17 protein-coding genes are annotated in these 17,954 nt (G+C 61.3%); 3 read left to right on the top strand and 14 right to left on the bottom strand.

Features of this window, described 5'->3' with window-relative positions; all coding sequences use genetic code 11:
- Positions 1-117: 117 nt before the first annotated feature.
- The 4 genes from L0U83_RS03300 to L0U83_RS03285 form a co-directional block, all read right to left on the bottom strand.
- Positions 118-411, bottom strand: coding sequence for a superinfection immunity protein (locus L0U83_RS03300; protein ID WP_233880479.1), 294 nt, complete (start codon positions 409-411; stop codon positions 118-120).
- A gap of 304 nt (positions 412-715) precedes the next feature.
- On the bottom strand, positions 716-2,014 hold the full coding sequence (locus L0U83_RS03295) for a glycosyltransferase family 87 protein (protein WP_233880478.1): 1,299 nt from the start codon (positions 2,012-2,014) through the stop codon (positions 716-718).
- On the bottom strand, positions 2,011-2,373 hold the full coding sequence (locus L0U83_RS03290) for a hypothetical protein (protein ID WP_233880477.1): 363 nt from the start codon (positions 2,371-2,373) through the stop codon (positions 2,011-2,013). The genes L0U83_RS03295 and L0U83_RS03290 overlap by 4 nt, the downstream gene beginning before the upstream one ends.
- 246 nt (positions 2,374-2,619) lie before the next feature.
- Complete coding sequence (locus tag L0U83_RS03285; RefSeq protein ID WP_233880476.1) at positions 2,620-4,014, bottom strand: phosphomannomutase/phosphoglucomutase; 1,395 nt, start codon at positions 4,012-4,014, stop codon at positions 2,620-2,622.
- Between the two features lie 248 nt (positions 4,015-4,262).
- Between L0U83_RS03285 and L0U83_RS03280 the strand changes: the two genes are divergently transcribed.
- From L0U83_RS03280 to L0U83_RS03270, 3 genes are all read left to right on the top strand, one after another.
- Complete coding sequence (locus L0U83_RS03280; protein WP_233880474.1) at positions 4,263-5,534, top strand: oligosaccharide flippase family protein; 1,272 nt, start codon at positions 4,263-4,265, stop codon at positions 5,532-5,534.
- Entirely contained in the window at positions 5,531-6,373 is an 843-nt protein-coding gene (locus L0U83_RS03275) for a glycosyltransferase (protein WP_373320971.1), read from the top strand. The genes L0U83_RS03280 and L0U83_RS03275 overlap by 4 nt, the downstream gene beginning before the upstream one ends.
- Before the next feature lie 383 nt (positions 6,374-6,756).
- Complete coding sequence (locus L0U83_RS03270; protein ID WP_233880472.1) at positions 6,757-8,037, top strand: O-antigen ligase family protein; 1,281 nt, start codon at positions 6,757-6,759, stop codon at positions 8,035-8,037.
- 107 nt (positions 8,038-8,144) lie between these two features.
- On the opposite strand, the gene L0U83_RS03265 is transcribed toward L0U83_RS03270, so the two are convergent.
- The 10 genes from L0U83_RS03265 to L0U83_RS03220 all read right to left on the bottom strand — a co-directional run bounded on the left by L0U83_RS03265 (position 8,145) and on the right by L0U83_RS03220 (position 17,842).
- On the bottom strand, positions 8,145-8,888 hold the full coding sequence (locus L0U83_RS03265; protein WP_233880470.1) for an LrgB family protein: 744 nt from the start codon (positions 8,886-8,888) through the stop codon (positions 8,145-8,147).
- The gene (locus tag L0U83_RS03260; RefSeq protein ID WP_233880468.1) at positions 8,885-9,256 is read right to left on the bottom strand and encodes a CidA/LrgA family protein; all 372 of its coding nucleotides are present in this window, start codon (positions 9,254-9,256) and stop codon (positions 8,885-8,887) included. Before L0U83_RS03260 ends, L0U83_RS03265 begins: the two co-directional genes overlap by 4 nt.
- 109 nt (positions 9,257-9,365) lie before the next feature.
- The gene (locus L0U83_RS03255; protein WP_233880466.1) at positions 9,366-10,040 is read right to left on the bottom strand and encodes a GNAT family N-acetyltransferase; all 675 of its coding nucleotides are present in this window, start codon (positions 10,038-10,040) and stop codon (positions 9,366-9,368) included.
- A 108-nt stretch (positions 10,041-10,148) separates the two neighbouring features.
- Positions 10,149-11,624 (bottom strand): glycosyltransferase, encoded by a 1,476-nt coding sequence (locus L0U83_RS03250; RefSeq protein WP_233880464.1) that lies wholly within the window; start codon positions 11,622-11,624, stop codon positions 10,149-10,151.
- Positions 11,625-11,637: 13 nt separating this feature from the next.
- Positions 11,638-12,723, bottom strand: coding sequence for a CgeB family protein (locus tag L0U83_RS03245; RefSeq protein WP_233880462.1), 1,086 nt, complete (start codon positions 12,721-12,723; stop codon positions 11,638-11,640).
- A 5-nt stretch (positions 12,724-12,728) separates the two neighbouring features.
- Positions 12,729-14,042, bottom strand: a complete 1,314-nt coding sequence (locus L0U83_RS03240; RefSeq protein ID WP_233880460.1) for a glycosyltransferase family 4 protein — start codon at positions 14,040-14,042, stop codon at positions 12,729-12,731.
- Positions 14,039-15,013 carry a polysaccharide deacetylase family protein gene (locus L0U83_RS03235; RefSeq protein WP_308445017.1) on the bottom strand — a complete coding sequence of 325 codons (975 nt, stop codon included), beginning with the start codon at positions 15,011-15,013 and terminating at the stop codon, positions 14,039-14,041. The genes L0U83_RS03240 and L0U83_RS03235 overlap by 4 nt, the downstream gene beginning before the upstream one ends.
- Positions 15,014-15,015: 2 nt before the next feature.
- Complete coding sequence (locus tag L0U83_RS03230) at positions 15,016-15,561, bottom strand: hypothetical protein (RefSeq protein WP_233880458.1); 546 nt, start codon at positions 15,559-15,561, stop codon at positions 15,016-15,018.
- 2 nt (positions 15,562-15,563) lie between these two features.
- Positions 15,564-16,676: a glycosyltransferase gene (locus L0U83_RS03225; RefSeq protein ID WP_233880456.1), complete on the bottom strand. Its 1,113-nt coding sequence runs from the start codon at positions 16,674-16,676 to the stop codon at positions 15,564-15,566.
- A complete protein-coding gene (locus tag L0U83_RS03220) occupies positions 16,673-17,842 on the bottom strand; it encodes a nucleotide sugar dehydrogenase (protein ID WP_233880453.1) in 1,170 nt (389 codons plus the stop codon). Before L0U83_RS03220 ends, L0U83_RS03225 begins: the two co-directional genes overlap by 4 nt.
- Between the last annotated feature and the right edge of the window lie 112 nt (positions 17,843-17,954).

Genomic DNA, 17,954 nt, shown 5'->3' with positions numbered 1-17,954 from the left:
CTATTACTCTTCTTCGAGAGGCGTTCCGCGCTGCTTGAGTCACCCTGAGTGCGCAAATCCCAGGACTTACAGCGTCCGGTGAGAACCGAGTACACGAAGCTCAGTTCCAACATTCAATTAGTGAAAAACCGTCCTTGCTTCGTCGCCGATTCCCGCAGTTTCACTTGCGCGCTTGCTCATTGCAGAGCCACCTTTCTGTACCGAAGTCAGCGCCCACAGGAAAGCGACTATCCAGCCGAGCACGGACCATCCGAACAGCATGTTAAGCCTCGTGATGGCGCGCCGCCTACGGTGCATACAACGGGAGGCGATGATCGACGGAACGAAATATAGCAGCACCAACATGACGAGAAGTCCGTCCGAATCACGTGGCGTGTCCGCGGCACCAGTGCTCGATTCGTAGTTACCCATGTTGTCCCCCGTAAGTCAGCGCAAGCGTGAAATCACGCGACGCGCCTCTACCGCCTCTTGGCTGTGCACCAGCTCTGAATAGAATAGTTTTGAGGCTTATTCCGTACCTACACTTATATCTGCCAGCCGCAGTTCGGTCTATGCGTTGCCAAACAAAACGGATGCGCGATTCGATACGTGCAATCGTGCCATTCGACAATGGAGCTCCGAAGGTCTCGAGTCGCGGACTTTACGGTCTGAGTGCAAGTGTCCAAGTGGACACTTGCACTCAGAGACCTTCTGACGATCCCTGAAAATGCGTCGTCTATCGACCGCAAATGTTCGAGCCACTTCGTTCGCACGCCAAGGCCATACTGACGCACTCACTACCGTGCGCAACCTGTTGCGCAAGGCAGCGACGCACGACGACCATCAACAATGCGAATACGATGGCCGGTACATAGACGCCGGCCGCCCAGTCTCCAGGGGTATAGAAGACAAGCGGTGAAAACCATGCGCTCACCACCGCGACTCCGTCGCCCCGAATCCAGCCGTTGCGGGCACCGTCCCGCACGAGCCAGAGAATCGGCAAGCCTAGCCAAAGCAGGTCATAGGGCATCAAATAGGTTGGCACAAGCAGCGTGGCGAGCACGAGCACTGACGCCCGCAACTCGAAACTCGCGCGCGTGGCCCAAAGCCAGGCAACGGCGCTCGCGGCCAGCGCCGCCACGACCGCGTGCAAGCCATACGCGGTCGGCACGGCCACGCCGAAATGGCGTGCGGCGCCGAACACCGTCAAGATACCGCGCGGCCACCGCTCTGAATACTGGACGACGAATTGGCTAAAGGCGGGCAACGCCTGCGCAAAGCGGGCAAACGTGTCGAATCCGAGGACCAACCCGGCGAGCGCGGAAAACACGCCGACAGTCAGCGCCGCCGACACGAAGGCGCGCCAATGCTTACCGAACAGCAACGCGATGGGAATCACAAGACCGAGTTGCGGCTTGATGGCCAGCAGTCCGAAGAAAATTCCAGCGAGCCACGGTCGCCTGTCGAGGGCGATGAGTCCCAGCCCCATGAGCCCAAAAGTCAAAAATGAATTCTGCCCGGCGTCCGCCGCCACCCAGATTGCAGGAAAGGCGATAACCGGCAGCCACCATGACGGGTTCCGCACGCTCGGCAGGATCCGCGCACACGCGTGGTACGCGAAGGCAATCCCTGCCGAAACGTACACGAGACACGAGACCGGGAAAGGCAACAACGCAGCCGGAAACATGACCAGCAAAAATGTGGGCGGATAGGTCCACGGCGTGACAAACGGTGTCGGCAGAATGTTCTGCAACGGCAACGCAATGCGCTCGATGAGGGCGGTGTCAAACACACTGGCAGCCGGCCCGTGCAGCGCGAGCCAGGAAGCGCTCCAGAACACGGCGAAATCCCATCCTGGCGGGCTGACGTTGGGTATCCGGTCGATGCATCCAAACCATATCCGTAGCGAAAGGTAGCCAATATTCACCAGCAGCACGAAGGCCGCGTAAATACGGATACGCTGCCCGTCGAGCCAGCCGGGAGCCGCGAGCAATGGCCGGGAACCGCGATGAAGGGAATCGTCGCGCACGATCATGCCGCCAGAGCGGTCGATTTGGCAGGCAAGCCGGAAGACCGCACAAAGATGCAGACGATAGGCGTGAAGGTCAACAGCCAGTTAGTCCGCCGTCCGCAAACCAGAGGAGGTGCCGCCGTCACCAGAAAATCGCTGGTCGAGACTGTAGCAGCGCGCACGCGCAGGAAGTGCACAGCGGTCGGACGCGAGGAAAAGCTACTTAGGGGCTGCAACAGAAACGAGACGTTGGCGGCATCGAGCGTCGCCAGGGTTGCGGCGGCGGCGCCGCGCACGAGCCAACTGAATATGGCAGAGGCAATCGAAAGACGATCGTCGATCGCAACGATACCAGCGACTCCGAACCTGACGACACGCGGCATCCCCCGGCCCTCCTTGACATGCGCGACGCTTGGGCCGGGAGACCGCGACGCCCCGCCCTTCAGTCAGGCGGCGCATCACGTGCCGGTCGTGCCTCGCGATAGCTTGTGTGACCAAGTATGGGGGAACAGCCTGGCGCGCGACAGCCATAACGAGCACGGAAACGTTAGCGAGCCCGCACAAGACCGTTGAAACGGGCGTGTGCGGGCTCGCGGTTTACGTGGCGGCCGGATGCGCGGCCGTCGTCGTCAGAACGGCAGCTTCGCGTCCGGCTTCTCGGCGAGAATCACGCGCTTGAAGTCGGCCTGAATGCGCGCGAGCGCCGCATCGTTGTCGGCCTCGAAGCGCATCACGACCACAGGCGTGGTGTTTGAGGAGCGTGCAAGACCAAAGCCGTCCGGATATTCCACGCGCAGGCCGTCGATAGTGATGACTTCGTCTGCACCGGTGAACTTCGCGTTCTTCTGCAGCTTCGCGATCAGCTCGAAGTTCTCGCCTTCCTCAAGCTTCAGCTGCAGTTCGGGCGTGGCGTGCGAGTTCGGCAGGTCGTTGAGCAGCTTGCTCGGATCGGGAACCCGCGAGAGGATTTCGAGCAGACGCGCGCCCGTGTACAGGCCGTCGTCGAAGCCGTACCAGCGGTCCTTGAAGAACACGTGGCCGCTCATTTCACCCGCGAGCGGTGCGCCGGTTTCGCGCAACTTCGCCTTCACGAGCGAGTGGCCCGTCTTCCACATGAGCGGCTCGCCGCCCTTTGCCTTCACCCACTTCGCGAGATTGCGCGTGCACTTCACGTCGTAGATGATCTGTTTGCCCGGATTGCGCGAGAGCACTTCCTCGGCGAACAGCATGAGCTGGCGATCGGGGTAGATGATCTGACCGTCCTTGGTCACGACGCCCAGACGGTCGCCGTCGCCGTCGAACGCGAAGCCGATCTCCGCATCCGTTTCCTTGAGTGCGCGGATCACGTCCTGCAGATTCTCGGGGTGCGCCGGGTCCGGATGGTGGTTCGGGAAATTGCCGTCGATTTGCGTGAACAGCTCAACCAGTTCGCAGCCCATCGCCTTGAAGAGTCGCGGTGCGAGTTCCCCTGCCACGCCGTTGCCGGTATCGACGACGATCTTCAGCGGACGCGCGAGCTTCACGTCGCTCACGACGCGCGCCACATATTCGTCGGCGATGTCGTACTTCGTATAGCTGCCCTCGCCCGCGTCGAAACGGTCTGCGACGATGCGATCGTGAAGCGCCAGGATCTGGTCGCCGTAGATCGCCTTGCCGCGCAGGACCATCTTGAAGCCGTTGTAGTCGGGCGGATTGTGGCTGCCCGTCACGACGATGCAGGAGTCGACGTTGCGCTCGCCGCCCACCAGCTTGAGCGGCACGCTCGCGGCGAAGTAGCCCACGGGCGTGGGCACCATGCCGACGTCGACCACGTCCACGCCGGCTTCGCACAGGCCGTCGGCCAGCGCACGCGAGAGATCGGGACCCGAGAGCCGGCCGTCACGCGCGATCACCACAGCGTCGCCGCCCTGCGCACGCACTTCGCTGCCGAAGGCGCGGCCGATGGCGCGCGCGGTGTCGGTGTCGAGCGTCTTGCCGATCACGCCGCGAATGTCATATGCCTTGAAAATCGATTTCGAAATCATGTTGGGGCTCACGTCCTGATTGGGATTCGGGTCTATTCGTAACATGGACAGGTAGCTGAAAGCCTCTGGCGTTACGAAAAGTGGGATCCGTTACAAACTATAATTGCCGTTTTTCGGCTGTGGTATGCACCCATTTTAATGCTTCGCCGTTTCCTTTTATCGCCAAAATATTCGTCAAAAATGGCGGAGAGATCGCGCATGCCGCGTGCCTGCCCCTTTTTTAGCGCCTCCCGCCGTGGCGAGGCGCGATGCTGAGCCTCAAGCGCTTTGGCCGATTTGGCAATCCCGACGTCGCACGCGCGTTTGCAAACATCGTGTGGCTTGGCCTTGAGCGCGTCACGCAGATCGCGGTGGCCATCGTCATCAGCGGCGTCCTCGCGCGCTATTTCGGCCCTGACGTATTCGGCAAGTGGCAGTACGCCAACACGCTCCTGCTTGTGCTCGCGCCCATTACCTGGGTCTGCGGCTCCGAAATCCTCGTGCCCACCATCGTCAACCGGCCGCCGGAGCAACTCGGCACCGTGCTCGGAAGTGCGTTCGCGCTGCGCATCGGCGTGTCGGCGGCGGCGCTCCTCGTCACATGGGCCGGGATTGCGCTCGGCGTGACCGACCCGCTCGTCGGCGCCATGCTCGCCGGTCTCGCGGTGACGATGCTCTTTCGCGAGCCGTTCGTGGGCGTGATCAACGCCTGGCTGCAGAGCATGACGTACAGCAAGCCGCAGTTGCTCGCGAGCATGACGACGGCCGTGATCAAGGCGCTGCTCGTGTACCTGCTCGCGCGCGCGGCGTTCGCGCCCGCCAGCTTCGGCTGGCTCTGGGCGCTTGAATCGGCGGCGATTGGCGCGGCGCTCGTGCTTTACTTCCGGCACAGCCACGGCGGCAAGCTCGGCTGGCACGTCGACCGCTCGCTCTTCAGGCATTTCGCGAGCGCAGGCACGGTATTCTGGCTCGGCCTCATCTGCATGTACCTGTTCCTGAAGCTCGACCGCCTCATGCTCGAGCGCACGATCTCGTTCGCCGATCTCGGCCGCTACTCCGCCGCGCAGCAGCTCAACGAGAACTGGATCACGCTCGCGCTCATGCTCTCGCAAACCATCGCGCCCGCCTTCGTTTATCGCGTGCAGCAGACCGCGCAACTGCGGCGCAACCTCGTGCGCCTCTTAGCGATGACAGCCGTACTGATGGTGGCTGGTGCGCTCGTGCTCGACGCACTCGCGGGCTTCATCATCGGCCGCGTGTTCGGACCGGACTACGAAGGTGCAATCGGCATCTTCCGCTGGGCCGTGTGGCTTTCGGTACCGGCGGGGCTCGAAGCCATCGGCAACCTCGTCGTGCTCAAATATCAGGCGAAGTTCGTGCTGCTCGCGAAATGGCTGCTCGCGCTCGCCGTGGCGTTCGCCGTGAATCTCGTCGCGATCCCGCGATTCGGCTCGTACGGCGCGTTGTGCGGCCTCGCGGCCGGCTATCTCGCGGCCGCCTGCGTGAATCTCTATTACATCCGCTTCAAGCTAGTTCCATGATGAATTCCGCCGCGCTCCCAGCGAGCGGCGCACGAGAGGGTGCGCTCGCTGACGTCGCCGTGCTCATGCCCGCGTACAACGGGCAGGACGACGTTGCGCGTACGCTCGCTTCGTTTGATGAGGACGCCACCATCTATGCGCTTGTGGTCGACGATGGCAGTGCGCCGCCCATCGTCGCGCCCGAGGTGCCGGGAATGTGTGTGGAAGTCTTGCGGATGCCGAAGAACGGTGGCATCGAGCGCGCCTTGCAGGCGGGCGTCGAGGCGCTCGCCGCGCGCGGTTTTCGCTATGCGGCGCGTATCGACGCGGGCGATCTTGCCGCCCCACAGCGCCTCGCGAAGCAGCGCTCGCGCATGGAAGCGGAGCCCGCGCTTGCGGCACTCGGCACGTGGACTCAGGTGGTAAATCGGGCGGGCGAGCCGCTTTTCATGCTGCGCCCGAGCGCCGACGCGCGTATGCTGCGCCGCACGCGCCTCTTGCGCTCGCCGCTCGTGCATCCGTCGGTGATGCTACGTGTGGACTCGGTGCTCGCGGTGGGCAACTATCGTGTGCAATATCCGGCCGCCGAAGACCTCGACCTATTCCTGCGACTGATGGAGCGCTACGAGTGCGCGAATCTGCCGGAACTCGGTCTGTACTACGAGTTGAACGAAGGCGGTATCAGCGCGACGAAGCGGCGGCGTCAGATCGTCTCCACGCTGCGCCTGCAACTGCGCTATCTGAACGTGATCAACTGGCGCGACTGGGCCGGCGTCGCGAAGAGCCTGCTGCACTTCGTGACGCCATATCGCACGCTGCACAAGATGAAGCGTGCGTTGTTCGCCAGCGGCGCGAAATGAGTCTCACGGCCGGCGCGGTGCCGATTTCGTGAGACCACATCCGCTACGGTGTGCACGCCGGACGCTACCGCCGTGGGCTCTCGCTGCGTCGGCCTATCAGTCGCCTCGAATGGCACGGACGCGCTCGACAAGCTGCACATCCTCCTGCCACGCTTGTGAGTTTGCCGTCGATTTTTGTAGGGACGAAAGATGCCCTTATTGATATGCCCCCATAATCAAAAGGGCCGCGCCACGGGTTTTTCGGGTGCAGGTGCGAGTGAGGAGAATGTGTGCGTACAATGATGGGTTTCGTGTCACACGTCTCACCCGCAAAGCTGCGCAGAGAACGTAACGACGGGGCAAAGTGAAAACAGCCCGCCCTTCCCGACAATAGCAGTGTAGCGATGCCGACAGCAGTTACGATTGATTCCCGACGCACCGTGCCCAGCGACTGGCTGACCGCGGCTTTTCTGCTCGCCTTTCCCTCTATCGCCATGCTCGTGCAAGGCGCGTCGAGCGCCGTATCGATCGGCGCGGCCGTCATTTCGCTGGCGGCACTGTGCTCACGGCCCGCAGGCGCACCCTATGGGTATGCGCCGCTCGAGCGACACGGACTCGCGTTTTGCCTCGCACTCTGCGGCCCCGTTGCCGCCGTCGCGCTCAGTACGCTCTCACATGGGCATCCTTTGTTCCGGACCTGGGATTCGCCGTCGCGGTTCCTGCTTGCGATCCCGATCTTTCTCGCGCTGCGGCGCGCGCCGCCGCGAATCTTCGTCTGGGCGGACCTCTCCTTTACGCTGGGAGCCGTGTCCGCGCTCGCCCTCGCCCTTTTCCTGCCGCGCGATTGGGGCGACGGTCGCATCGGCAGTGCGTTCCTGAACCCGATCCATTTTGGCGATCTCGCGCTCGCACTCGGTGTACTGTCGGCGATTGCGCTCAACTGGTGGCGCAAGGATTCGGCGCTCTGGCGCGCGCTCAAGTTCGCGGGCCTGTTGGCAGGCCTCGCTGCATCGCTCTTGTCTGGCGCGCGCGGCGGCTGGGCGGCGATCCCGCTGGTTGCCTTGCTGATCGTGTGGGAGCTCGGCCGAAACAAACCATTCCACTGGAAGGTACTGATGCCGGTGGCTGTCGCGCTGCTGCTCGGACTCGCGTACGGACTCTCGGGGACAGTGCGCGAGCGCGTCAACGGTGTGTCATCCGACCTGGCGCAGTACACGCAAGGCCACCGCGACACGTCGGTCGGCATTCGTCTGCAGCTCTATGAGGCAGCTTCAACGCTAATCGCAGAACATCCGGTGCTGGGCCTCGGTGGCGACGGGTTTCGGGACAAGATGACCACGATGGCGAAGCAAGGTGTGCTCACCCCCACGGCGGCGGCGTTCGGCGAGGGCGAAGTGCACAACCAGCTGCTCGCCTACATGGCCAACTACGGCATTGTGGGCGGCCTCGCGCTGCTTGCGATCTACGTCGTGCCGGCGGTGTTTTTCGCGGCGAAGCTCAAATCCGCATCGAGGACGACGCGGCGCACGGCGCTCATGGGGCTGTCCTTTGTCCTGATGTTTTTCGTCTTCGGGCTGACCGTCGAGACCTTCGACCTGAAGAGCACGGTATCTTTCTACGCGACCATGCTGGCCGTTCTCGCGGCGATTACCGAGCGCACGGATGTCAAATCCGACTCTGTATAGGGCGGACCATCAGGCGCGGCGATGAGCAAGTGAGCGCCACCCATTCTCTCGGCACCGGCAGTCGGTGTTACGCTTCGACGCCCCAAACGACGGGCTCAGCGATCGACCTACAACCAGCGCGCCAAGGCAGGCAACAGGATCGGTACAACGAACGCCGTAAATACGCCGTTCAGGCCCATTCCGAGACCAGAGAACGCACCCATCTCCTCGCTTACCTGAAACGCACGCGCGGTGCCAATGCCATGTGACGCCACGCCGATCGCAAACCCACGCACCTCTACCTCACGCACGCGAATCACATTGAGAATCCCGCGCGCGCTCACCGCGCCGAACACGCCCGTCGATATCACCAGCACAGCCGTGAGCGAAGGGATGCCACCGATCTTGTCGGCGACGGCCATGGCGATAGGCGTCGTGACCGACTTCGGCGCGAGCGACGCGATGGTCTGATGTGAAGCGCCGAATAGCTTCGCGACGCCGACTGCAGACACGATCGCCGTGAGCGAGCCCGCAACAAGCCCGCCGAGCAATGGCAGCGCGCCGCGCTTTAATTTGTCCCACTGACGATAGAGCGGGAGTGCGAGCGCGACCGTGGCGGGTCCGAGCAGGAAGTGCACGAACTGAGCGCCTTCGAAATATGTGCGATATGGCGTGTCCGTGATCTTGAGCGCCGCGACGACGAGTGCCACGGCGATGAGCACCGGGTTCGCGAGTGGATTGTGCTTGGCGCGCGCGTAGATGTTGATGGCAATGAGATAGGCGACGAGCGTCACCGTCAAGCCGAGCAGCGGCGTCGCGGCAAGATAAACCCAGATCGCATCGAGTTTCGTGATGGGCAGGTGGCTGTTCACGATGCGCCCTCCCCGGCCGCCATGTTACGTCGCTGGCGACGCAGCAATGCGCGTGTGACAAGCGCGGTCACGGCGATGCCAAGCGTCGTGCTCACGATGAGGCTCGCGATCACGGCGAGCGCCTCGCCACGCACCGCCTGCGCGGACACCATGATGCCCACGCCCGCCGGAATGAAGAGCAGCGATAGATGGCGCAGCAATTCAAGCGCGGTCGGCTCGATGGCCTCGGCGGCTGCGGGCCGCATCAGCGCGAAAGCGAACAGGAGCAGCATGCCGATCACGGGACCGGGCACGGGCAGCGAGAAGACGTAGGACACGCTCTCGCCGAGGCATTGGAAGATCAGGAGGGCGGCAAGGGAACGAAGCATAGTTCAGGTTGGCGCGAGGCCAAATGGCGGAGATCGGCGCGCGAACCGTTCGCGCGCGCCAAGCATGAAAGTCTACTGGAACCTGACGCGCGCCACAGCGACGCCTGCTTCAGACTGCTGCCTGTGGCTGGTAGCGCATACGCACTGATTCGAGCGCCGCGGGCAGAAGCCGCGAACGCGGCTTGCGTCTCGGCAACACGACAAAACCCAACCGACGATAAAGGGCTGCGGCACGCGTGTTGCTCACAAGCACGTCGAGTACGATTTCCCGGGTTCCTGTTTCGAGGCCGCGCTGGTGTGCGACGGCGCCGCCGAGTGCATGCGAGAACAGCGCGGAAAAGACACCGGTGCCACGCGCTTCCGTAAGCGTGGCGCAATGCGCAACGAGCGTCTGCGCACGCTTTGGTTTGGGCAGTTCAGTTTCGAGGATGAGGCCACGCAGCAACATTGGCACCGCGCGCAGCGGGCCAAAATAGCGCAACAGCGTCCAGACGATATGCGGGTCGTCGCTCAGAATGTGGCGGCCGTCGTGGGCCGCGAGTACCGCAACGATCCGATCCGCTTCATCGACGGCGACCTCGTGGCGCCGCCACGAAAAGCGGCCACCCGAAAGCGCAAACGCGTACTCCAGAAACGCTCGGCATTGCTCGGGCGGCACACCAAGGAAATACTCAAATTCGTGCTCGCCCGAGGCGAACACGAGTGACGCGCATGCGGCCGCGTCGTTGGAGCGTGCGGGGCGAAACGAGAGGTCGAGAGAGGCGATAGTGTGCTTCTGCCGCATGTCTGACTTCTTATTTGGGGGAACGTAACTCATCGCAATGCTCGATATCGTTATTCGACTATAGATACTTCGCGCCACGGTGCGCCGCGCCGTGGCGCCTCTACCGACCTACTGCCGCTTATGCGCCTGTCTCTCCTGCCACGACCAATAGAGCACCATCCCAAAGCCCACGCACACGGTAACGTCCAGTGGTATGAGGAAGTAATTCCCAAGTTGAAACGCCACCCAAACAGCCATCGCCGAATAGAGGAACGTGAAGATCTCGCCTGCCAGCAACACGGAATTGATGCGCGGGGCGATGGCGAGATAGCCATCCTTTCCCTTTGGCGTACGGTGAAAATCCCCGTGCACACCGAGCAGGGCGCGCACACCGCCAACGAAGTAGTACCAAGCCATCGGCAAGAACATGGCGATATACCGATAGGTATCCCACAGCGCTTTTAAGACGTTCGGCTTGCTATCGAATCGCGCACCCCTGCGTGCAGCGAACGCGTTCTCCAAACCCCAGAGCGCTACGAGTCCGAAGAATGCGAGTGCGCCCCAACGCATACCAGCGCTGTCAAAATGTACAAGATACGTGAGCGGTAGGCTCAGCAATATCAGCACGTAAATCGAGGCGAGCAGCACCGAGGAAAACATCACGGAAATCGCATGCATGCGCTTCATCAACGGCATTCGCTGCAACAGCATCTCCTTTGCATGCTTGAATCCGCTGTGAATCAGGCCGCGCCCCCAGCGCTCGCGCTGAATGCGATATGCACTGATTGTTTCGGGCAGCACCGACATCGATACCACGTCACGCAAATAGGCGTATTTCCAGTCGCCGAACTGCGCCCGGTAACCGAGATCGACATCTTCCGTGACCGTCGAGTCGTTCCAGCCGCCCAGCGCATCCACGCAGACCTTGCGCCATACGCACGAACTGCCGCTCAACGATGCCATGTCGCCGTCCTCGCTCAAGCCAACAGTCACGTATTGCTGGTGGCCCATCTCCATCGCCTGAAAGCGCGTGAGGAATGACACATCGCGATTTTCGTAGCCGATGCCCGTTTGCAGGAACCCAAGCTTGGGATCCTTGAAACACGGAATTGTCTTCAGCAAAAAGGTGACCGGTGGGACGAAATCGGCATCGAAAATCGCGAAGAATTCGCCTCGCGAATGTTGGATGCCGCTGACAAGATTGCCGGCCTTATAGCCCTTGCGATCTCGCCGCTTGAGCAGGCGAATATCGACACCGTGTGCCGCGTAGTGCGCGACTTTCGCACGCGCGAGCTCGGTGGTGCCATCCGACGAATCGTCAAGCACCAGAATCTCGAGCAGTTCCGCCGGATATTGCAGGCGGCAAGCTGCATCGATCAGTCGCTCCACCACTTCGGATTCGTTGCAAACAGGCAGCAGAACGCTCACCATTGGCCAGCGATCTGCCACGGCATCCGTCACTGAATGCGCAAGTTCGGTCAATTTGCGCCGCTCCACTTTTCGCGAGATCAGAAAAACCCGCAATTCAAGGAAAACGTACAGCGCAAAATAGACGACTACGACGAAAAAAACGGCCTGACAAAACCAGGACAGCAACGCAAGCATCGTGATCAATTCCTCACAGCTTCACGACGGCGCAGACTTCCTCCAACCGGTGCGCCCAGGTGTGGCGCTCTCGCACGTACCTCGCCCCGGCTTCGGCCCGATCCAGATCTTCCCGTGAAGGTCCATGACGCAAGCGCGCGAAGAGATCGCGCGTTTCTTCATAGGTATTCACGACGTGGCAGAAATCGCGAAAGTGGCGATCGACGGCGCGACTCGGGTTCGTCACCGCAATGCCTCCGCACGCGATGATTTCCAGCAACCGACGTGAAAACATCGTCTCCGAACTCGTGACCGAATTCACGTTGATCGAGACGGTATGCGACTTGTAGACGTTCGCCGTTTCGCGGTGCGGCACCTTGCCGTGCATCCGCATTTGGCTCGTCGTCGGAAAGCGGAACTCGAGATGGCGCGACAGCCGGTCGTGATTTCGATCGAACACATTGAGTGGCATCTCGCTGTGCTCGCAAATCTCGAACACCATGTCTAGAAAGCGGCGTCGCTCGTTCAGTATGCGACGGTAATAGCTACCTGTGAAGCAGACCTCGTTGCGTGTGAAATTGAAGCCCGTGAAGCTATGAAATGCCGGCTGGAACGGCATGATCAGCGTATTCACGGGCACATGCGCGGGTACTTGCCGGCGATAGCGCTCAAGGCATTCTTCGTCCGTGGTGAAGATGTAATCGAACGCCTTCGCCACATCAATGAATGCTTCGAAGAAAGGACCGTCGTCCTTGTTCCAGAACACGGTGGGTATGCCGGCTTGCCTCGCGAAATCGACCAGGCGGAAGATCGCCTTCGGTTTCGTGAGACGCAGCGTTTTCGGCTGCTTCGCCAGTTCGTAGCGCCAACTGCCGTCTACGCCGTGAAACGCGGACTCCGCGAGCACGAGATCGGGCTTCCAGTTAGTGATGACGTCCCGGTAATTCGAGGGCGTCATGACGCGCACACGACATTCGGCAGACAGACAGTCCGCCGTGAAATAGTCCGTGACGAGCGCGATTTTCAGGCGGCCGAAGCGCCCGGTTCGCTCTGCATCTTCCGAAACCTTTGGATAGTCGTAGACCAGCGATCCCAGTTTTCTAATGACCCTACCAACCATTCCCCTCACCCCACACTTTTTGGTAGTGCCTTGATGACAAAATCGCGCCAGCAACGCTGTGTGGTCGCGTATTCTTTTGCTCGTTCGCCGAGCGCAGCGAGCCCCGCGCGATCAGCCAATGCCGTTTCGATAACACTCGCGAGATCCGCGGCGTCTCCGGCCTTGAAAAACCAGCCAGCGGGCTGCGCGCCCATTTCGTCGCGAAACACCGGCAGGTCCGGCACGATGACCGGCTTACCCATCGCCATCGCCTCGACGAGCTTGATAGGCGGCACAATTTCGCAGACCTTGAACGGTTTGCGCGGGATACACACGAGCGCGCAACGGCTCAGCGTTTCCTGTGCGTTCTGCGGCGACATACGGCCCAAAAAGCGAATGTGCTCCGAGATGCCGAGGCGCAGCACTTGCGCTTCGAGCGACGCACGTGCCTCGCCATCTCCGATGATCCTCACCTTCGGCTGCGCGCCGCGTGCATGCAGTTGCGCCACGGCGTCGATCAGCGTGTCGAGCCCTTCGTAGGCGATCAGCGACCCCGCGTAACCGATGGTGTTCGGCTCGATTTCCTGCAGCGCTTGCGACGCGAACCGCTCGGGCTCCACACAATTGGGCAGCAGAAACATACGCTCTTCGGCAATGCCCCAGCGCTCACGGGCGAAGCGGCCCAGTTGCTCAGAGATCACGAAGACGCGGTCCGCGTGGCGTGCAACCAGACCTTCCAGTTCCAGTCCTTGCCTGAAGCCTTGACGCCCCTCGTAGTAGGGCATGCGCGAGATACGAGTCAGCTCCCACAGGCCGCGCATTTCGTACTGAAACGGAATGCCCAGTTGCCGCGCGGCCAGGAGTGCCGGCAGCGCGTTGACATGATTCGACGCCGCATGAATGACCGACACGCGATGTCGCTTCGCCCACTGTGCAACAACGCGCGCCGCCTGCATGGCGTAAAACAGCACCGGGCGATTGTTGGCCGGCCCATTGGCATGCAGATAACGCACCTCTCCAACCTGCGTCTCCTCACCCGCTGCGTCGCGCAAACGGTCGACGCGATCAAAGGGATAGCCCGGCCGTGTCAATGCATGTACGCGCCCACCCGCCGACGCCATCGCGCGAATGACCTCATGCGTGCGCGTGGTGTATCCGCTCGTGTGGTACGGCAACGCGCTCGCGGCGACATACAGCAGGCCCCCACCATCCGCGTTGCATGCACCGACGCGGGGGCGCAACTTAGCCTTGCGCTCCAGAGCGCGCACAGTGAGCCACCGGCTCAAGCCCAGATATGGCTCAGTGATGGCCGTCTGGAGAAACTCGAGTGCGCCGCTCATGCCGCCGCCTTCGCCTGCGGCTTGACTTCAGCGCGCGCAAGATCCACCGTCTTCCCCATCTTGATCTTGCCCCGCGCGTGCAGATCGAGAAACTCCGCGGTCGTGATCACGTCATAGTCCTTGGTCAGTCGACGCAGCAGCTTGCGATAGCCCTCGACGCGCTGGTCGTCGCGGTAGGTCGCATAGCCCTTTTCGTCCCAGTACAGCAATGACCAGGAATGCAGCAGGAAAATAGAAAAGGTCGGGCTGCCGCTGAACGCGTCCAAGAGCAATTTGCCCCACCACGGGCGAAAACGGAAATATGGCGATTCCGGATACGTGAGGCGCGCCCACCATTCATCCTTACCGACTTTCGGCAGGATTTTCTTTTCCGTCATCGGCACTTCGAGCACGCCGTTCGACCACGCGTATGGAAGATTCGTCGGCTCACTGAATACGGCCTGATTCGCGTGAACGGCGCACATTGAATTGTTGAACGACGCACGCACGCCTGCGGCTTCGAGCGCGCGGATCGTCGACGCATTCCAGCGGAACGAACCGGCGCGATGCGCGAGGACGGGCTTGCGCGTCTCCTCGGAAATCAGGTTGCCAAAATGCTTGATGACGAATTCGGCCCGTGCGTCGTCGGTGTACTGATTCATGTACTGCGGCCTGCGCGCGAGCCCGTGCTCGGCCCAGAACGAATCGGGCAGATATTCTGGATGCGTATGCAGTTGCACATCCTGGCCCACAGAATCGAGCCACCGAACAACCTCACGCGTTTCGTCGAGATAGGACCACGCACCACATTGATCGACGAAATAGACGTGCTTGGCGCCGAACTCGTCACCGATTTCGGCCATTTCCCGGATCCCTGCCGTTCCGCGCTCGTGCACGCCCCACATCAGCCGCTTGACGTGATCGTGCGGCGCGCGTTTGGGCAGCGCCTCCGTATCGACCGTCAACATCGCGTAGCGATTCTTTTCCATCATATTCAACTCAGTTTCAGCAGTGCATTCCATTCCGGCGCGCTGGCCAGACCAGCGCTCAAAGGCACGATGCATGCATCGCGATAACGCCACGCGAGATACGCCTGCTTTCTCTCATGCAGGGAAGGACCTTCGCCGCTCAACGTCGGCACATATTCCACGAGCCAGCCCAGGCGCGAATAAAAAGCGAAGTCGGCGATATCAGTCACCAGAACCGGCGCCAGATCATCTCCGCCTTGCAGCCTGCTCGAAAAACCCTCGCACGCAGCGCGCAGTTGGTGACGATCGGCGCCCAGCGCCCAGATCATCACTGTCTTGACATCGGCCGAAACCGGCCTGTGTTTGAGGGTGGACATCCATGGATACGGCGTGATATGCGGCGAAATCAGGCCCACCGAGGCAAGCAGATGCCGCAGGCGCCGCCATGCGCGCTCCTTCAATGACGATGGCGGCTTCTTCGCGAGCAGGTCGTAACGCGTGAACAAATCCCATTCGGGCTTGGCTCCAAGCGCTTTCAATTGCTTGCGCAGCAATCTTGCTTCGGCAATCACACTCACTGCACGCACTCCTTCCTGGCTGCCAAAGCAAGGATTCTTTCCGCCGCGAGCGTCGCGCCATTCATGGCGATCACAACGCGCTTGGGGTGAGACACGTCCAACATGCCAACCAGTTCGCGCACGGCGGCCTCGCGCTCGTCATCCGTCTCACAGGCCGAGACGACAGCCGGCATCACATCAGCCACCATGTGCGCGCGGCGAACCTGATCGTCGGCAAGTTGCGCATTCGGCACCAACAGCGCGGGCACACCCGACTGAACCAACTCACAGCAGGTGTTGTAACCCGCTGCGCCGACAAAAGCGTCGAACGCGCGCAGGTAGCGTACGAGCGGATAAACCGTGAGCGGCACGACGTGCGGCGGCAATTCAACGTCGCGCACCGAGATGGGCGCACGCACCCAGACCACCTTGAAGCCAGAGGCCTCGAAATTGCGGATCAAGCCGTGACCGATTCCCGCGACATCCTTGAGGTTGCCCGGGCCGAGCGCGAATAACACGAAACGGCCGTCAAACGGCAGGCCGAGCGCCTCACGCGCTGCGGCGCGGTCGAGCAACTCATCCTCTTCGAGCACGCACACAGGCGGCACCAGCGCGCGCGTGCCGCCTCCCTTCAGCGTCGTCTCGCTTTGCTGCGCGCCCAGTTCGCCCGGCTGAACGACGAGGTCGAACAACGCCTCGTCCACCGGCACTGTCTTGCCGCCCTCTTTCAGCAAACCACGGTTGGACCACACGAGCGCCAGGGAACCGTACGCCTCGCACGCTGCCAGAAAGCCCTGAAACGGCCACGTACCGTCGAACACGATCACATCGGGGCGCACGCGCTCGAGCATCATCCCGAAGCGCACAGCCAACTCGCTATTCCATGCGAATGTCGAACTCGTCGACCAATACGGCGAGACGAAGTAATCCGCCTCGAAACCCATCTCCTCGATCAGCTCGATCGCCGACGCCAACGAAAAGAAAACCGGCCGAGCGCGACCGCGCAGTCGCCGCGCATACGAAAGACAACGATTCAGATGGCCCATTCCAGAGCCGTTCACGTTGAAGAACAATACGCACGGCAGTTGCCGTTCAGGCGAGTCCTGGCAGGCTGATTTCGGATCGCTCATGCGTCGCCGCCGAACAGATCGCGCGTGTACACCTTGTCCGCCACTTCCGCCAGATCGCTCGTCATGCGGTTTGCGACGATCACATCAGCGGAACGCTTGAATTCGGCCAGATCCTTCACGACGGACGAATTGAAGAACGTCGAATCGTGCATGGCCGGCTCGTACACAATGATCTCGACGCCCTTGGCCTTGATGCGCTTCATGACGCCCTGAATGCTCGATGCACGGAAATTATCCGAGCCGGCTTTCATGACCAGTCTATAAATACCTACAACCCTCGGGCTGCGCTTGAGGACACTCTCCGCGACGAAGTCCTTGCGCGTGCTGTTCGATTCCACGATTGCGTGAATCAGGTTTTGCGGCACATCCCGGTAATTCGCGAGAAGCTGCTTGGTGTCCTTCGGCAAACAGTAGCCGCCGTAGCCGAAGCTCGGATTGTTGTAGTGCGCGCCGATGCGCGAATCGAGGCACACGCCTTGGATGATCTGGTGCGTGTCCAGACCGTGCTGGGCGGCGTACGTGTCGAGTTCGTTAAAGTACGCTACGCGCATGGCGAGATACGTATTGGCGAAAAGCTTGATTGCCTCGGCTTCGGTGCTGCCGGTGAAGAGCGTGGGAATGTCCTGTTTGACGGCGCCCTGCTTCAGCAAGTTGGCGAAGACCTCCGCGCGCTCCGAACGCTCGCCGATGACGATGCGCGACGGATACAAGTTGTCGTAGAGCGCCTGACCTTCGCGGAGGAATTCCGGCGAGAAGATCAGGTTTTCTGTGCCCAGCGCCTCGCGCGTGCGATCAGTGTAGCCGACCGGAATAGTCGATTTGATCACCATGATCGCACGCGGATTGATTTCCTTCACTTCGCGGACGACGCTCTCAATCGAACGCGTGTTGAAGTAGTTCGTTTCCGGGTCGTAGTCGGTGGGCGTCGCGATGATCACATAGTCGGCTCCGGCGTAAGCTTCGACCTTGTCGAGCGTCGCGCGGAAGTTGAGCGGCTTGTGGGCGAGAAAATCCTCGATCTCGGTGTCCTCGATCGGTGATTCCTTGCGGTTGAGCATCGCCACCTTCTCCGGAACGATGTCCAGAGCGATTACTTCGTTGTGCTGTGCCAGCAGTACGGCAAGAGAGAGGCCGACATAGCCAGTGCCGGCGATTGCGATTTTCATTTTGATGTCCTTCCAGGGATCGCGTTCAAAAACCCGAATATGAGTATCGGGTTCGGCAGATCATGCTGATCAGATCAATTCGGCGAGACGCAGCCCGCATCCGAAGATGTCT

This window comes from Paraburkholderia flagellata (assembly GCF_021390645.1).
GTDB lineage: Bacteria > Pseudomonadota > Gammaproteobacteria > Burkholderiales > Burkholderiaceae > Paraburkholderia > Paraburkholderia flagellata.
Note: the sequence above shows the minus strand (reverse complement) of the source record. Positions and strands in the feature narration are given on the sequence as shown.

Coding starts and splice junctions, on each gene's coding strand:
- L0U83_RS03270 (WP_233880472.1), top strand. CDS start 6,757: ATGCCGACAGCAGTTACGATTGATTCCCGACGCACCGTGCCCAGCGAC.
- L0U83_RS03225 (WP_233880456.1), bottom strand. CDS start 16,676: ATGAGCGATCCGAAATCAGCCTGCCAGGACTCGCCTGAACGGCAACTG.
- L0U83_RS03280 (WP_233880474.1), top strand. CDS start 4,263: ATGCTGAGCCTCAAGCGCTTTGGCCGATTTGGCAATCCCGACGTCGCA.
- L0U83_RS03245 (WP_233880462.1), bottom strand. CDS start 12,723: ATGGTTGGTAGGGTCATTAGAAAACTGGGATCGCTGGTCTACGACTAT.
- L0U83_RS03295 (WP_233880478.1), bottom strand. CDS start 2,014: ATGATCGTGCGCGACGATTCCCTTCATCGCGGTTCCCGGCCATTGCTC.
- L0U83_RS03240 (WP_233880460.1), bottom strand. CDS start 14,042: ATGAGCGGCGCACTCGAGTTTCTCCAGACGGCCATCACTGAGCCATAT.
- L0U83_RS03285 (WP_233880476.1), bottom strand. CDS start 4,014: ATGATTTCGAAATCGATTTTCAAGGCATATGACATTCGCGGCGTGATC.
- L0U83_RS03260 (WP_233880468.1), bottom strand. CDS start 9,256: ATGCTTCGTTCCCTTGCCGCCCTCCTGATCTTCCAATGCCTCGGCGAG.
- L0U83_RS03300 (WP_233880479.1), bottom strand. CDS start 411: ATGGGTAACTACGAATCGAGCACTGGTGCCGCGGACACGCCACGTGAT.
- L0U83_RS03220 (WP_233880453.1), bottom strand. CDS start 17,842: ATGAAAATCGCAATCGCCGGCACTGGCTATGTCGGCCTCTCTCTTGCC.
- L0U83_RS03235 (WP_308445017.1), bottom strand. CDS start 15,013: ATGATGGAAAAGAATCGCTACGCGATGTTGACGGTCGATACGGAGGCG.
- L0U83_RS03290 (WP_233880477.1), bottom strand. CDS start 2,373: ATGCCGCGTGTCGTCAGGTTCGGAGTCGCTGGTATCGTTGCGATCGAC.
- L0U83_RS03255 (WP_233880466.1), bottom strand. CDS start 10,040: ATGCGGCAGAAGCACACTATCGCCTCTCTCGACCTCTCGTTTCGCCCC.
- L0U83_RS03275 (WP_373320971.1), top strand. CDS start 5,531: ATGATGAATTCCGCCGCGCTCCCAGCGAGCGGCGCACGAGAGGGTGCG.
- L0U83_RS03250 (WP_233880464.1), bottom strand. CDS start 11,624: ATGCTTGCGTTGCTGTCCTGGTTTTGTCAGGCCGTTTTTTTCGTCGTA.